This window comes from Corynebacterium sp. MSK297, assembly GCF_030232885.1.
GTDB lineage: Bacteria > Actinomycetota > Actinomycetes > Mycobacteriales > Mycobacteriaceae > Corynebacterium.
Genome location: NZ_JASPGD010000001.1, coordinates 213,959 through 229,427 on the forward strand (window position 1 = coordinate 213,959; position 15,469 = coordinate 229,427).

Consider the following 15,469-nt stretch of genomic DNA (forward strand, 5'->3'; position numbering starts at 1 on the left):
TCGGTGTCAGTCACCGTTGTTCTCTCCTTGGCTGTGCAGACAATAGTTTCTATGGTACCTTCTCGGCTCACTAGCCTAGCAATTATAGGCCTAGCTCGGCACAAAATCCTTGCCAAGGTATCTATACGACCCCAAGAAATCAGGATCCAAGCCTACTACTCCAGATACAACAAAACCCTCGCCATAATGGCGAGGGTTTACCGGGTGAGCAGTGCACAAAGCGACTGCATCAGGGTTTTATGCCTGACCAACCTCGAAACGACGGAAACCGGTCAGCTTCACGCCAGCTTCTTCAGTTACCTGAGCGACTGTCTTCTTGTTGTCTTCCAAAGATGGCTGTTCCAAAAGAACAACGTCCTTGTAGAAACCGTTCAGGCGACCTTCGACGATCTTTGGGATGGCCTTTTCTGGCTTGCCTTCTTCGCGGGTGATCTGCTCAGCAATAGCCTTTTCCTTCTCAACGATCTCGGAAGGAACATCCTCGCGAGTCAGGTACTTGGCTTTCAAAGCAGCAACCTGCATGGCGGCTGCGCGGGCGACGTTATCAGCGTTGTCAGCATCAGACTCGTAGGAAACCATGACACCCACTGATGGTGGCAAGTCGCCGGAGCGCTTGTGCAGGTAGATTGCGACTTTGTCGCTGTCTACGGTGGCAGCGCGCTTCAGTTCCAGCTTTTCGCCGATCTTGGCGGACTGCTCCTGGATCAAATCGCCGGCAGTGCTGCCATCAATCTCGACAGCAACCAGTTCTTCCTGGGAGTTAGCCCTCGCGGAAGCGGCAGCGTCGGCGATCTTTTGGGCGAAGCTAATGAAGTCCTGGTTCTTCGCAACAAAGTCAGTCTCACAGTTAACTTCGACCATGGTGTTTCCGGAAACTGCAATTAGACCTTCGGAAGCGTCGCGGTCTGCACGCTTGCCAACGTCCTTAGCACCCTGGATACGCAGGGTTTCGACGGCTTTGTCGAAGTCGCCGTCGTTTTCTGCCAAAGCCTTCTTGCAGTCCATCATGCCGGAACCGGTCATGTCACGGAGCTTCTTAACGTCTGCAGCGGTGTAATTCGCCATAGTGTGGACGATCCTCCTTATGTAGGAACGATGTGGGAACGGGAAACGTTTTCTTAGTACGTCTCGTTGGCGCGATTAAGCGTTCTCGGAAGAAGCGCCTTCTGCCGATGCTGGGTCAGCAGCAGCCGCTGCTTCTGCAGCATCGCGCTGTTCCTTATCTGCGGAATCGCCGGCGGATTCCTTAGCGGCAGCGAGCTTACGCTCTTCACGTGCCTTCTTGCCTTCTTCAACTGCGTGGCCGACGATGCGGGACAGCAGCTTAGTAGCGCCGATGGCGTCATCGTTGCCTGGAATTGGGAAGTCAACATCGTCCGGATCACAGTTGGTATCCAGGATGGCGACGATAGGAATGTTGAGCTTATGAGCCTCGGAAACTGCGATGTGCTCTTTGTTGGTGTCAACGATCCACAAGGCCGATGGCGTCTTGGTCATCTCTGAAATACCACCCAGAACGCGCTCCAGTTTTTCGCGCTCGCGGGTCAGAGTCAGAACTTCTTTCTTGGTACGACCCTTGTAGCCATCCTCAGCAGCGTCCATAGCCTGCAGTTCTTTCATGCGGCCGAGACGCTTAGTGACAGTCTGGAAGTTGGTGAGCATACCACCGAGCCAACGGTGGTTCACGTATGGCATGCCAACGCGCTTTGCTTCTTCTTCAACAGCTTCCTGAGCCTGCTTCTTGGTACCAACGAAGAGGATAGTGCCGCCGTGAGCAACGGTTTCTTTCACGAATTCGTATGCTTCATCGATGAAAGTCAGAGTCTGCTGCAGATCGATGATGTAGATGCCGTTGCGATCGGTGAAGATGTGGCGACGCATCTTTGGGTTCCAGCGACGCGTCTGGTGACCGAAGTGGACACCCGCGTCGAGGAGCTCGCGCATGGTTACAACTGCCATGGTTAGCTTCCTTCTCGGTAGATAGTTTTGGTTTTCAAGGACATCGCAGGGCTTGCACCCTACTTTTGCGCTGCAAGGGTTTTTATCCCTTGCCCTAGCAATGAAGTCCGTCGCTAACACTCCACGGCAAACTTCCGCGATTCACACAGAATCGAATACCACCTGGAGACCACGTCAGCGCCGGTTTTTCGCCACCTTCTATATTGTTATGGAATGGTGAAAAACTTCATCGCGCGTAGTCAGTGCGCATAACACACACTGCTGAGCCGTATTGTAGGTTAAACAGGCAGATAACACCAATTTTTTGCGTGCGTTGTTCCAAAGTTATCCACAACTGCGCTTCGTTATGTCACTACTGTAGTCTGCCATCACTTTATCCACAGCCACGGCAGCGCCCCGACGAATAGTCATCGCTTTTCCGCCATGCTGAGTAACCATGACGAAGCTGCCGCCAACCCCTCAACCACACTTCGCAATTCTTGCCATCGTGGCTCTGGCTTTTTCTCTGCTTGCCGACGTCACACCGACCGCCAACGGCGCCCCCGCCGAAGTGCCAGAAGAGTCTGCTTCCACAGAGTTTCCTGGAGATTACGTCGACCCCGGAACCCGCAGCGCTAACCCATCCCCCGTGTTACAAGGCTTTGACCCGCCCGAGCAGGACTGGCTACCCGGCCACCGCGGGGTCGATCTCGATATCGCCATCGGCACACCTATCGCAGCAGCCGGTTCTGGAACCGTACATTTCGCTGGCACTGTAGCTGGCACACCGACTGTATCGATTGACCACGATGGTGGTCTACGAACCACTTACCAGCCTGTCTTTGCTCGGGTCAGCCCCGGAGATCACGTTATTGCCGGCGAGATCATTGGAACCTTGGCTCCCCCGATAAATGGCGAAGCTGGCCTACATTGGGGAGCTCGAACCGGGCCGAAAACGTATATCAATCCGTTGGATCTCTTAGGTGAGGTACCCATCCGTTTGAAGCCCTGGAATTAGCGGAGTTTTGCTCGCAAGAAAATTCCGCATCGTCACGAAGCTCACACATCACCCCATCAAGCCCGTGGGTGCGCCTGCGCATGCACCTGTTTGAGTCGTTCGGCAGTCACATGGGTATACCGCTGCGTCGTCTGCAGGGAGGCATGCCCCAGGATCTCTTGCACCACGCGTAGATCTGCCCCGCCTTCTAATAAATGCGTCGCTGCTGAGTGCCGTAAGCCGTGCGGACTTAATGAGCTGATTCCTTGCGCCATCCCTGCGCGTTCAACGATCCGTCTTACCTCGCGTTGATCAATTCGTTTGCCACGAGCACCAACGAATAATGCCGGTTGTTGGTGCTGGTTTCTGTCGCCACGGGAGTCGTGATTAGTGTCAGTACCTCTGTGCGCTTTTTTGAGCACGGCTTGGCGACCGTGTTCGGTCCAGGTGCTCAATGCGCGCGCGGCGGTACGTCCAAAGGGCACGACGCGTTGCTTGTTTCCCTTACCCGTGACTTTGATGGTGCCGCGGTCCACATCGAGATTTGCAAGGTTCAGCGCGACAAGTTCGGCTACCCGCATGCCGGAGGCATACAGCAATTCGAGAATCGCAGCATCGCGTTGACTGAGTGGGTCTGAGCCTGAATGAGTGGCTGCTGTTTGTCTTATTGGCGACGAGACCACATTGGCGGCTTCATCAACAGCAAGCACGTTAGGCAAGGCATTAGAGGCACTCGGACTGTGCAGTCGGGCAGCAATATCGGCGTCCAGATGGCCTTGCCGTTGCGCCCAGGTGGAAAAAGCTCGGACTGACGAAGCCCGGCGCGCAATCGTCGCCCGGGATTTGCCGTCACGGACTGCCTTCGCCAGCCATGCGCGTAAGGCGGGCAATCGGAATTCGGCAAAAGTGGAAATGTGAGATGCAAGATCATACAGGTCGCTGCGGTAACTGCGCACCGTGGCTGGCGAGCGCCCTTGCACATAGTGTTGATAGTCGGTGAAGTCATCGACGGCTTCGTGCAATTGGCTGCGCTGCTTGCCTTGGGTGCGCGGTTTGTCAGTGCCCGTGTCCATAGCGGTTAAGTATAGGCCGGTACGCTGGCTAGTACTGCTAGCTTTGTCAGGATGCGCGGGTAAACCGGCCGGCTTGTCGTGTCACAAGCCCAGTTTTGTGTAGCTCCAGTAGTAGGTGAACGGCAAGCCCTAGCGGCATTCCAGCTTCTGTTGCTATTTCTTCGGCTGTCTTACCGGGAAAACCATGTGCTGGGCTGCAGTCATAGATGCGGAGTTCATTGCGGGATAGTTTCTGTATTGGGTCGGGGCTAAATTGCAGTTCGTATTGGCCGGTCGCATCAACTTCGCCGATGCTTCCGAGTAATTCGCGTACGTCATTGGCGTTGGTAACCAACTGTGCTCGTCCGTCTTTGAGCAGTTGGTGGCAGCCTAATGATCCCACTGTGGTTATCGGCCCGGGAACCGCCATCGTGGTTTTGCCGAACCCTTCCGCCCAGTGCACAGTGTTGAGTGCCCCGGAGCGCCAGGCGGCTTCTACTACCACGGTGCCTTCGGTTAATGCCGCGACCAGTCGGTTGCGGGTAAGGAAGCGGTGTCGTTGTGGCGGCGTTTCCGGTGGGTACTCTGTCACCATCGCCCCGGAATCGCCTGTGGCTATGGTCTGAAACAACCCCGTATGAGCGCGCGGGTAGACCTTGTCCACGCCACAGGCGGTAATGACCATGGTCTTTCCACCCGAAGCCAAGGCAGCCGAGTGTGCTGTGGCATCAATGCCTAGTGCGCCTCCGGCGATCACTGTCCATTGCGCAGGAGAAAGTCCTCGCACTAACTGCTCGGTGGCGGCTTTTCCGTATGCGCTCATCGAACGCGTGCCGACGATAGCGACAGATTGCGCCACCAGTTGTCGAAGGTCCTGTCCGCGCACCCACAAACTATGCGGAGGCGCGCTAGCTCCTGCCCCGCTGCTTGAACCACTCGCTGCACGCGCTGCTCCGAGTTCTGCAAAGCCAAAGGCCGTGTCAAATGTTTCCGCCGGAAATTCAGCATCATCAGGGCTAACCAAGCGCGCACCGTAGCGCGCGGCTATGTCCAGATCTTGTTCCCACCGGCACCAGTCGTGCCGGGCTTCCGTTTGTCCCAATAGCTCGTGCAGCCAGCTCGCACGTCTGCGAACCCCGCGCGCAATTTCTGTGGCATCCCTTCCTGCGCGTAATAGCTGCCAGAGTGGTTGCGATGGCCCCTCGATCGCTCTATTGAGATATGCCCATGCATAGCGTTCAGCATTGATACCGCTGCTGCTAGTACTACTGGCGCTAGTATTACTGCTGCTGGTACTACTGCTAGCACAGCCGCCGTTATTGCTGATGCCGTTAGTTCCATCGTGGGTCATACCGCAAGCTCCTGCTGTGGCTGTGCCATCTCACCGCGTATTTCGATGGCCTGGGCAATTTCTTCCAAACCCGGTTGTGGCGCATCTGACAGATCACAGAGCGTCCACGCCAGTTTTAATACCTTGTCGACTGCCCGCTGCGTGATGTCACCCTGCGCCAAATGAGCCTGCAACAATGCCATGCCAGCAGAATCAGCTGCGAAATCACGCCGTAGCAGCGTCGTAGGCACCGAGGCATTAGTGGTTACTGCAATGCCTGCTTTCATCCAGCGGTGGGCACTACGCTCGCGCGCTTGAGCCACCGCATCCGCTATTTCTGCCGAGCTGCGCGCATTCTTACTGACCAACGTCGCCGCCTGCGAATGCGTCCGGACAGTCATATCAAGCCGATCGCGCATCGGCCCAGACAGATTATTCAAATAGCGCATGCGCTCATGCGGTCGACAACGACACTTCGTGGCATCCTCTGCGGCACACCGGCACGGATTCGCCGCTAGTACCAGCTGACACCGCGCCGGGAAAATAATTTCTCGGCGGTTACGCACTAACCGCACTTCTCCTTGCTCTAGCGGGGTACGCAAACTATCGACGATTGCTGCTGGCATTTCCGATATCTCATCAAGAAACAACACGCCGTGATGCGCCAGGCTCACCGCACCAGGGCGCGGATTTCCAGAGCCCCCACCGAGTAGCCCGGCGCGTGTGATGGAATGGTGTGGGGCGATATACGGTGCCTGCGTGATCACCGACCTGGGTGCGCTGCCGGTTCCCAGAACAGAATGCACCGCGCTGACTTCTAGCGCTTGCGAGGTAGTCAGCTCCGGCATGATCCCCGGGATGCGCGCGGCAAGCATGGATTTTCCAGAACCTGGTGGACCGATCATTAACAAGTGGTGGCCACCAGTTGCCGCGATTTCAGCTGCGCGGATCGCTTCTTCTTGGCCTGCGATATCCGCGAAATCCAGCCTCGGAGGCCCGGAACTATCAGGATGATTGGCATAACGGTGGGCGTCGGCAAGCTCTGCTTCACCACGCATCCAGTAATACGCGGCGCTCAGCGTGGGCGCGACCAGAACGTTCATGTCATCAAGCAGTGCGGCTTCGGCAGCATTCGCGGGTGGGATAATCACAGTGTCAAAACCGAAACGGCGTGCTGCCAACAGCGCTGGTACGATCCCGGCGACCGCATGCACACGCCCGTCCAATCCAAGCTCGCCCAGCACTAAGGTGGAATCTAGATCTCGATGTTCTAACCGATGCGAACGTTCTGCGGCTTCCAAAATCGCCAGCGCCGTCGGTAAATCAAAATGTGAACCGGACTTCGGCAAGCCCGCCGGAGACATGGACACCACGATTTTGGTTTTCGGCCAGCCTAATTGCGCGTTTGCGACTGCGGTACGGATACGATCACGTGATTCATTGACGGCTGCATCACCCAGCCCAACCACGTGGATGCCTGGGAGCCCGGGCCCAATATTGGCTTCGACGGTAACGATATCGGCATGAACACCAGACAAGGCAACGGTATGAGTTTTAGCAAGCACCGTGTTCTACCCCCTCGAAAATTTCTAGGGCAGCGCCTTGTGCTGAATCAGCATCAGCACGAACCACCAGGACATCAAAGCGGACCGGCCCCAGAAACAAAGGCCGCTTCCCACGCTGTTGCTCATCCAGCCACCGAGCTGCAGCATGGCGCATACGCCGCAATTTCTGGGTGGTCACAGCCTCGGCCGTACCAAATGCGGTGCTACTGCGGGTTTTCACTTCCACGAAAACGACGGCACCGGGTGGGCCCTCAGTAGGCCGGACAATCAGATCGATTTCACCGCCGCGGTAATACACATTGCTAGCGACGACCTCATAACCTCCGCTGCGATAAAAATCCTGCGCAATCGCTTCACCACGTTGGCCCAATTGGCGTGCATGGGTAGGCATGACAAAATCCCCCAACAAAATTTCTGCTGTACCTGAAGCTTTTCCAGATACCGCTAGTTTTCGTCGACAAGCACCACCGAAACAACCAGGATGTCCGGATGGAAAGCCAAATCTGTGGACTACTTGAGTTATCCACACCCTCTGCGCGCAGAATTTGACAGGTTGTCAGGAGTTAGCCTGATCCTAGAACGCCCCAGCATGCTCTAGCCCCCAGCATGCATCCGACTAATGAACACACGAGAAAACCCCAGCACAGACTCCGTGTACTGGGGCAAACAACGCGTGGAAAGCAGTGCGAATTACTCCGGCAGAATCATATCCGGCTTATCCAGCTCTTCGATGTTCACGTCTTTGTACGTAATTACGCGGACATAACGCACGAAACGAGCCGCCCGGTACATATCCCACACCCAGGCATCCGACATGCGGACTTCGTAATACACATCGCCACCAGAAGTATGCGGGATGAGCTCAACGGCGTTGGCCAGGTAGAACCGCCGCTCAGTTTCAATCACGTAGGAGAACTGGCTGACGACATCACGATATTCGCGATACAGGGAAAGCTCGACTTCAGCTTCGTAGTTGTCCAGTTCTTCTGCGCTCATCTGCGATTACTCCTTATACGGGCGACTACCAGGTGTTGGCGAACAATTCGGTCACCAGTCTAATCCCGGCACCGCCTTTCACGGCCACGGCGCACCGGGCTTGGTTCGGGTTTGTCGTACTGGAGCCCGAGGGAGTATTGCTGTCGCACAGGCTAGTTACGTTGGCGTGCTTGCCACTGCGCATGAGCTGCGGCAACATTCGCATAACTGTGACGATGCTCGGGGCACGCACCACGTTCTGCAATTGCTTGACTGTGCGCTTTGGTGCCATATCCTTTATGCCCAGCCAAATCATAGCCTGGGTAGCGCTGATCGAGCTCGACCATCAGGCGATCCCGGCTCACTTTCGCCAGCACACTGGCCGCGGAAATACAACGCGCAACCGCATCCCCGCCAATAATCGGTAGCTGCGGGACAGTCAAGCCAGGAATTTTCATCGCGTCGCTGAGAACGTAAGACACCGGCTGGCCTAACCCTGCCACTGCGCGGCGCATCCCCGAGAGATTCGCGTGTTGAATACCACCAGTGTCAATGCGAGCAGCCGACACATGCACCACAGTAAAGCCTATAGACTTGTCAACAATGATATCGAAGAGCTTTTCCCGTTTCGCCGGAGATATTTTCTTCGAATCCGTCAACGCCGCTAACTCCGGCAGGGGCCCAGCAGGCAACACACACGCGGCGATCGTCACCGGCCCGCAGCAGGCTCCGCGCCCTGCTTCATCAACACCTGCGATCGGGCCGAAGCTGTGGTCTTCCAAGAGCTGTTCCATCCAGCTGGGGTTTCCATAGAGTTTCGCAACCGGCTTGCTACCCGCCGATGGCGCGCTAATACTCATGCGGTTATTCCACCCCACCAAACCGATCAAGCGGCAAAATTATCCCGCGGACTTTGCCAATAAAATTCTCCACCGGCACCGTGCCCTGGTATGGATCACCGAGATAGGCCCGCGAATCCAGCGAATTAGTACGGTTATCCCCCATCACCCACACGTGCCCGTCCGGCACAGTCACGGGACCGAAATAATCTCCGCCGCATTCTGGCGCGCCACCCGGCCCGTCGACACGATGCGTAGGTGGATGAGCAATATACGGTTCATCCAACGCCACGCCGTCGACAAGCACACCCGGATCACCTGGCATGCACTGCACAGTTTGGCCCGCGGTGGCGATGACACGTTTGACGAAGCTATTCGCATCCGGAGCCACTAATCCAATCGCCGCTCCAGCATTTTGGAGACCGCGAACGAATCGATTATCACTGCGTGGGGAGGAAAAACCTGCCTGCCAGGACTCTGTGCCATCGAACACTGCCACCTCACCGGGTTGTGGCTCCCCCAAACGATAAGCCAGCTTGTCGACGATGATGCGGTCGTTGCTCTCGGCACAGTCGGTGCACCCCTGCAGTGTGGGTTCCATCGACGCCGACGGTACGACATAAAATCTGCCGACAAAGGCCTGCACCGCAGCCAGAACACCGAAAGTCACGACGGCAGTAGCGAGTATGATCCGCCACCGCCACACACTCGTGACATGAATTCCCGCATCGGGCGACTCGGTGTTATTGCTGGATATCCGGGTCATCGATACCGCCAAAGCGGTTAAACGGGAAGAAGACAAACTGCGCTTTGCCGCGGATATTGTCAGCAGGAATCGTGCCGTGGCGCTCATCAAACATATGCGCCCGGGAATCCGCAGAATTGGTGCGGTTATCGCCCATCACGAAATAAGAATCTTCCGGGACCTCGATGGGACCGAAATATGGTCCGCCGCAGGCGTGCGAGCCCGAGGTCTCATCGATCGGATACTGTGGCGGGGTTTGGATATAAGACTGGTCGATCGGTTTCCCATCTACCATCACGGCCTCATCGCCTTCTTGACAGGACACGGTCTGCCCACCAGTGGCAATAATGCGTTTGACCAGGGTGTTTTCATCCGGGGCTGCCAACCCAACCAGCGACAAACCATCCTGGATGCGCGCAATCAGGGCGTTGTCAGAACGCGGCGATTGGTACATCCCAGCCCACGACGGGGTGCCTTCGAACACCACGACGTCGCCTGGCTGTGGGTCTGAGAAATAATAGCTGACTTTTTCAACAAAGATCCGGTCATCGGTGCATTCCGGGCAGCCGTGCAAGGTCGGTTCCATAGAGGCTGAGGGGATTACGTACTGGCGTCCAATCAGATTTTGCACAAGGCCGACTACAACCAGCACCACCAGTACTGTCAGGACGGTTTCCGCCCACGCCGGCAATCGTGGCTTGCGTTCATCTTCCACGTCCTCCGCGTGTGCGTTGTTCTCCGCGTGTGCATCGGATCCGTCGTCAGCAGCGGAGTCCTTAACAGGTTGCACGTCAGCATCCAGTGCATTGACGGACTCAGCGTCGGACTCAGCTTCATCTCCAGAACGGTTTTCTTGGCTATTCACGGATTACACCTTAGCAGCGGAAAATGAGCAGTGCGCCAGCACCGCAGCGGGGATCAACAACCGTAGCTACGCAAAAACCCAGGTGGAAAAAATCCAACCTGGGTGCTTGCAACAACTGCGAAAAACTTTTAGCGCTTTTCCTTGATACGGGCCTTCTTGCCGCGCAGGTTACGCAGGTAGTACAGCTTCGCACGACGGACCTTGCCGCGGCGGGTCACCTTGATCGAATCGATGTTTGGCGAGTGAACCGGGAAAGTACGCTCGATACCAATACCGAACGAGATCTTGCGCACAGTGAAGGTCTCACGGATACCGGAGCCCTGACGACGGATGCACACGCCCGAGAAGAGCTGGGTACGCTGGGTGGAACCCTCGATGACCTTGACGTCTACGTCGAGGGTGTCGCCGGCACGGAATTCTGGGATGTCATCGCGCAGCTGCGCGGCATCGACTTTGTCGAGAATGTTGTTCATAACAGTGTCCTTAATACGTCGGGAAAGAGGAGCCTAGCAACCACTAATAATCCCAGGGTGATTCTCCTGTGATGACTAGCGGTGTAACCGGTTCGTATCCTTAACAATCAACCGCTCTAGTCTGGCACAATAGGCAGATGGATTTCAAATCTTGTCAACTCTTATTCCAGCATTCCAGTGCGGATTAATCCAGCGAGCAAAGTGGTGGTTTCATGCCTGTGCCCTTCCCATCCCGATCTCACAGTGCCCGCGACCAGCTAGATCTCCGCTGTTATTTCGTCACCGGTTCCGGCAGCCACGACGAGATCATTGCCCGCGCGGTGGCTGCCGCCCGCGGCGGCGCCGGCATCATTCAGGTGCGCTCCAAGCCGATTACCGCGGATACCTTATATGATCTTGCCGCGGATCTCTCCGTGGCTGTCGAACAGATAGCACCTGAGTGCGCAGTGCTGGTCGACGACGCTGTCGAGCTCGTCGGCAAGCTCAAAGCCGACGGCTACCCGATCGCCGGCGTGCACGTGGGCCAAGATGACATGCCCGTCGACAAGGTACGCGAACTATTGGGGCCCGGCGCGGTCATTGGCTTGACGACGGGCACGGTGGAACTAGTCACAGCAGCGAATGCGCATGCCGACGATCTTGACTACATCGGTTGTGGGCCGTTTCGCACCACGCCGACGAAGGATTCTGGCCGCACACCGCTGGGTATTGCTGGCTACCCACAGATTGTGGCTGCAAGCGAGGTTCCAGTCGTTGCTATTGGCGATGTCAACGTCGACGATGCGCGTGAGTTAGCTGCCACCGGAGTGTCTGGTGTCGCCATTGTGCGTGGGATCATGCATGCCGATAACCCGGAAGACTACGTCGCGCACGTCGTCAAAAATGTCACCGCCGGGCACGCGGATTATCGAAACACAAAACACGCCGACACTGTCGTTGACGTTAATATCATTGGCGCCGGCATGGTGGGGCTGGCCACTGCGGTCGAACTAGCACACCACGGCCATAGCGTGCGCGTGATTGATCCCACCCCAGCCTCTGGCGCAACGCATCATGCAGGAGGCATGCTGGCCCCGGCCGCGGAAGTGGTCTACCAGCAAGACCCGCTTTTTCCGCTCATGCAGAAATCTGGGCAATGGTATCCGGAACTCATGGACATTGTTGCCGCACACACAGACCTTCCTACTGGCTATCGCACCGAAGGCACACTGGTAGTTGCCGCTGATCGCGCGGATTCACAGCATTTGTCTGAGCTCATGGATTACCAAAATGCCCATGGTATGGAGGTGTCCAAACTGACGGTGCGCCAAGCCCGCGCACTCGAACCTGCGCTTTCCCCCGCAGTGGCAGGCGCGGTGGAAATTCCCGGCGACCACCAAGTTTTCCCACGTCTAACTGCCCGCGCGCTACTGAATGCCCTGGAGAACATGGGTGCGCAGATAGTGCGCGAAAAAGCCACGGCGGTGGAATCGGGCACGGTCGTGACAGAACACGGCCGATATCCCGGCACCCAGGTGGTGCTCGCCAATGGTTTGGGAGCCGCACACATTTCCGGGGTGCTGGATGACGTCGACAAGCCCGACGTGCACCAGGCGTTCCAACTGCGGCCGGTCTATGGCGAAGTTCTGCAGCTACACTGCCCGGCACACTTGCAGCCACTGTGTGACCGGGTGATCCGCGGTTTCGTGGAAGACCGCCCGATCTACCTCATCCCACGTGCCGACGGCCGCATCACGATTGGTGCCACCAGCCGAGAAGATCACCGCTCTGGCCCACCAGCATCCTCCGTCTATGACCTGCTGCGTGATGCCATCCGCATCGTGCCTGGAATTGAAGAATGCGAGTTCCTGGAAGCCACCACCGGCGCCCGTCCGGGCACCCCCAATGACCTGCCGTATTTGGGGCGAGTCAGTGCTAACCTGGTGGTATCTACCGGTTATTTCCGGCACGGGATTTTGCTTGCTGCGCTGGCTGCTCGCATCACGCGCGAACTCATCGACGGCGTGCACGACGATCAGCTCAGCGTCGACATCAGTGCTTGTGCCCCACTTCGCGATGCCCGCTAACTGCTCCCCCCCCCTAGGAAGGACCGACCATGAGTAACGAATCCCCCAAAAACGTGCACATCACCGTCAATGATCAGCCACACGAGACCTCCGCGATTGATGTCACCGCCTTGGTCAAAGAAATTACCGGCAAGGACCTTACCGCCGGCATCGCGGTCGCGATTGATGGCGAGGTAATACCGGCCTCACAATGGTGCCGCCTGCTTAACGACGGCGAAACCATCGATATACTCAACGCACGCCAAGGAGGCTAAACAACCATATGCTCACGATCGCTGATCGCTCCTACGATTCCCGCCTGATCATGGGCACCGGTGGGTCGTCGTCACAGGAGATGCTGGAAAAAGCACTGGTTGCTTCTGGCACGCAGCTAACCACGGTGGCGATGCGGCGTTATTCTGCAGCAACCTCCACCGGAAGCGAATCCGTTTTTGAGTTGATGCAACGTTTAGGCATTGACCCTTTACCGAACACCGCGGGTTGCCGCACAGCCCGGGATGCGGTGATCACCGCGAAACTCGCCCGCGAAGCACTGGGGACCAACTGGGTGAAACTCGAGGTCATTGCCGACGAGCACACGCTTCTGCCCGATGTGACTGAAACCCTCGATGCGTGCGAGTTGCTGGTCGACGAAGGTTTTACCGTCCTGGCTTATACCTCTGATGATCCGGTAGTCGCACGCAAACTCGAAGATGCCGGGGCTGCTGCGGTGATGCCGCTGGGCTCACCGATTGGCACTGGCTTAGGAATTTTGAATCCGCACAATATCGAGCTGATTTGCTCCCGCGCAGAAATCCCCGTGCTGATCGACGCCGGCATCGGCACCGCCTCCGATGCAGCCTTCGCCATGGAACTGGGATGTTCCGGAGTGCTGCTGGCTAGTGCCATCAACCGTTGCCAAGATCCAGTCGCAATGGCCCAGGCAATGCGTCACGCGGTGATTGGTGGCTATCTTTCCCGCGGCGCCGGGCGTATCCCGCGCCGAGAGCATGCACAAGCCTCTAGTAGTTTCGATGGTCTGGCTTCGTGGTCAGACCAAGTGTTATAGGTATAGGCCATGGACACTGAACCTGCCGTTGACGCATACGATGCCCTGGCTCAGCTACCCGACCGCGAAATTCATCGCACCGCACGCCAGATGAATCTTCCGGGGTTTGGCCCGGTACAGCAGGCTCGTTTACACGCCAGCCACGTCTTGATCATCGGGGCTGGTGGTTTGGGGTGCCCAGCTTTACAGCAGCTAGCAGCAGCCGGCGTCGGCACGATTACGCTGGTGGACGACGACACAGTGGATCTCAGCAATATCCACCGACAGATTTTGTTCGGCGCCGGAGATATCGGTAAGCCAAAGGTTGACGTCGCTGCGGCGCGCGCCCGGGAATTGCAGCCGGATATTCAGATTAATGCGGTAGCTGCGCGTGTGCAGGTTGATAACGTATTAGAGCTAGTCGGCGGCGTGGACCTGGTGTTGGATGGCTCGGATACCTTTGCCACCAAATATCTCGTCGCCGATGCCTGCGAGATCCTCGGCATCCCGCTGGTGTGGGGCACGGTGTTGCGTTATTCCGGTGAGGTCGCCCTATGGCATTCCGGTGCTAGTGCCGATGGGCAGAGGAAACAGGTTGTGCAACGAGGCGTCGGTTTACGGGATTTATTTCCGGAACAACCCGATGCTGCAAGCGCGCCCGATTGTGCGACCGCTGGTGTGCTGGGTGTGACGACGTCCGTGGTTGCCGGGCTGATGTCTACCGAAGCAATCGCCTATCTTGCAGGACTGCGCTCTGGGCCGGGGCGAGTTCTCAGCTACCAGGCATTACCAGCTTCGCTCACGAGTTACCGGGTTGGTGCGGATCCGCAGCGTCCGCTGACCACGAAATTAGCCGCTTTTCATGGCACCAGTTGCGCAGGCCCCAGCAAGGAACCGGCAGATACGCTGTTACAGCGCGTCGCCTCGGGTGTCGCGGTAGCGCTGGATGTGCGTGAGCCGCATGAAAAATACGTGGCCGACCTTGCAGGGCGCTACCATCCGCTGCGTCTTCCGTTGAGCGAGATCACCAGCAGCACGGATATCGCCAACGCGATTGGCAGTGCTGACGAGGCCGTGGTGTTTTGCGCATCCGGTGTGCGCAGCCAGCGCGTCGTCGACAAGTACGCCACTGCACTGCCGCAGTTACGGCTACACAGTTTGCCTGGCGGGGTAGGTGCTCTCGACTCTGCCGACACCAACGACGATATTAATAACGCCTAGGTTCCCTTCGGGATCCAATGGAGCCAGGAATTCACGGTGGGCAAGAATTCAGCGTTTCCGCCGGGCATACGAAAAACCCGCATCCAGAAACTGGAGCGGGTGAGCACGCTAGTTTAAGCCTTAGAGATATTCCAGGGCGTTGAAACCACCGATGACCAGACCCAGGCCAACGGCCATCACAATGAAGAAGCCAATGAACGGCAGGTAGACCTCGGACATATTCGACGGCTGATCGTCGCCGGACTTAATGTCCCGAGCCTCTTCTTGCCGGTCTTGCTTGGTGCTCATGTTCTGCCCCTTTAAATAGCTTTCTGAACTCGCGCCCGGGAAATCATGGCGCAGTAAATCATGGCCAGTGGACCACCCGGGCATTATA

General features: G+C 57.1%; 17 protein-coding genes and 1 pseudogene. 6 read left to right on the forward strand and 12 right to left on the reverse strand.

The genetic code is table 11. The features are described from left to right. Positions 1 to 237 precede the first annotated feature (237 nt). Both tsf and rpsB read right to left on the reverse strand, forming a co-directional pair. Positions 238 to 1,065, reverse strand: coding sequence for a translation elongation factor Ts (tsf, locus tag QP888_RS00985; RefSeq protein ID WP_284811542.1), 828 nt, complete (start codon positions 1,063 to 1,065; stop codon positions 238 to 240). A 75-nt stretch (positions 1,066 to 1,140) separates the two neighbouring features. After that, positions 1,141 to 1,959, reverse strand: coding sequence for a 30S ribosomal protein S2 (rpsB, locus tag QP888_RS00990; protein WP_284811544.1), 819 nt, complete (start codon positions 1,957 to 1,959; stop codon positions 1,141 to 1,143). A 436-nt stretch (positions 1,960 to 2,395) separates the two neighbouring features. Between rpsB and QP888_RS00995 the strand changes: the two genes are divergently transcribed. After that, positions 2,396 to 2,956: a M23 family metallopeptidase gene (locus tag QP888_RS00995; protein ID WP_284811546.1), complete on the forward strand. Its 561-nt coding sequence runs from the start codon at positions 2,396 to 2,398 to the stop codon at positions 2,954 to 2,956. A gap of 56 nt (positions 2,957 to 3,012) precedes the next feature. Here QP888_RS00995 and QP888_RS01000 read toward each other — a convergent pair whose 3' ends face one another. From QP888_RS01000 to rplS, 9 genes are all read right to left on the reverse strand, one after another. Beyond that, on the reverse strand, positions 3,013 to 4,008 hold the full coding sequence (locus tag QP888_RS01000) for a tyrosine recombinase XerC (RefSeq protein ID WP_284811548.1): 996 nt from the start codon (positions 4,006 to 4,008) through the stop codon (positions 3,013 to 3,015). A gap of 46 nt (positions 4,009 to 4,054) precedes the next feature. Next, entirely contained in the window at positions 4,055 to 5,338 is a 1,284-nt protein-coding gene (gene dprA, locus QP888_RS01005) for a DNA-processing protein DprA (RefSeq protein WP_284811549.1), read from the reverse strand. Continuing rightward, the gene (locus tag QP888_RS01010; RefSeq protein WP_284811551.1) at positions 5,335 to 6,882 is read right to left on the reverse strand and encodes a YifB family Mg chelatase-like AAA ATPase; all 1,548 of its coding nucleotides are present in this window, start codon (positions 6,880 to 6,882) and stop codon (positions 5,335 to 5,337) included. Before QP888_RS01010 ends, dprA begins: the two co-directional genes overlap by 4 nt. Beyond that, positions 6,872 to 7,273 (reverse strand): YraN family protein, encoded by a 402-nt coding sequence (locus QP888_RS01015; protein ID WP_284811553.1) that lies wholly within the window; start codon positions 7,271 to 7,273, stop codon positions 6,872 to 6,874. Before QP888_RS01015 ends, QP888_RS01010 begins: the two co-directional genes overlap by 11 nt. A gap of 299 nt (positions 7,274 to 7,572) precedes the next feature. Then, the gene (locus tag QP888_RS01020) at positions 7,573 to 7,878 is read right to left on the reverse strand and encodes a DUF2469 domain-containing protein (RefSeq protein WP_284811555.1); all 306 of its coding nucleotides are present in this window, start codon (positions 7,876 to 7,878) and stop codon (positions 7,573 to 7,575) included. Positions 7,879 to 8,030: 152 nt separating this feature from the next. Further along, positions 8,031 to 8,651 (reverse strand): ribonuclease HII, encoded by a 621-nt coding sequence (locus QP888_RS01025; protein WP_284811837.1) that lies wholly within the window; start codon positions 8,649 to 8,651, stop codon positions 8,031 to 8,033. Positions 8,652 to 8,721: 70 nt separating this feature from the next. Next, positions 8,722 to 9,462 carry a signal peptidase I gene (gene lepB / locus QP888_RS01030; protein ID WP_284811557.1) on the reverse strand — a complete coding sequence of 247 codons (741 nt, stop codon included), beginning with the start codon at positions 9,460 to 9,462 and terminating at the stop codon, positions 8,722 to 8,724. Beyond that, complete coding sequence (gene lepB, locus QP888_RS01035) at positions 9,440 to 10,306, reverse strand: signal peptidase I (RefSeq protein ID WP_502869064.1); 867 nt, start codon at positions 10,304 to 10,306, stop codon at positions 9,440 to 9,442. The genes lepB (QP888_RS01030) and lepB (QP888_RS01035) overlap by 23 nt, the downstream gene beginning before the upstream one ends. Before the next feature lie 128 nt (positions 10,307 to 10,434). After that, the gene (gene rplS, locus QP888_RS01040) at positions 10,435 to 10,779 is read right to left on the reverse strand and encodes a 50S ribosomal protein L19 (protein WP_018119780.1); all 345 of its coding nucleotides are present in this window, start codon (positions 10,777 to 10,779) and stop codon (positions 10,435 to 10,437) included. 212 nt (positions 10,780 to 10,991) lie between these two features. On the opposite strand from rplS, the pseudogene QP888_RS01045 reads away from it, so the two are divergent. From QP888_RS01045 to QP888_RS01065, 5 genes and pseudogenes are all read left to right on the forward strand, one after another. Next, positions 10,992 to 11,657 (forward strand): annotated as a pseudogene (locus QP888_RS01045) (thiamine phosphate synthase); the annotation flags it as partial. A gap of 69 nt (positions 11,658 to 11,726) precedes the next feature. Continuing rightward, positions 11,727 to 12,845, forward strand: a complete 1,119-nt coding sequence (gene thiO / locus QP888_RS01050) for a glycine oxidase ThiO (protein ID WP_284811840.1) — start codon at positions 11,727 to 11,729, stop codon at positions 12,843 to 12,845. Between the two features lie 29 nt (positions 12,846 to 12,874). Beyond that, positions 12,875 to 13,099 (forward strand): sulfur carrier protein ThiS, encoded by a 225-nt coding sequence (thiS, locus tag QP888_RS01055; protein WP_284811559.1) that lies wholly within the window; start codon positions 12,875 to 12,877, stop codon positions 13,097 to 13,099. An 8-nt stretch (positions 13,100 to 13,107) separates the two neighbouring features. After that, positions 13,108 to 13,893 carry a thiazole synthase gene (locus tag QP888_RS01060; RefSeq protein WP_284811560.1) on the forward strand — a complete coding sequence of 262 codons (786 nt, stop codon included), beginning with the start codon at positions 13,108 to 13,110 and terminating at the stop codon, positions 13,891 to 13,893. A gap of 9 nt (positions 13,894 to 13,902) precedes the next feature. Beyond that, complete coding sequence (locus QP888_RS01065) at positions 13,903 to 15,093, forward strand: ThiF family adenylyltransferase (RefSeq protein WP_284811562.1); 1,191 nt, start codon at positions 13,903 to 13,905, stop codon at positions 15,091 to 15,093. A gap of 120 nt (positions 15,094 to 15,213) precedes the next feature. Here QP888_RS01065 and QP888_RS01070 read toward each other — a convergent pair whose 3' ends face one another. Beyond that, entirely contained in the window at positions 15,214 to 15,381 is a 168-nt protein-coding gene (locus tag QP888_RS01070; RefSeq protein ID WP_018119785.1) for a hypothetical protein, read from the reverse strand. Positions 15,382 to 15,469: the final 88 nt, after the last annotated feature.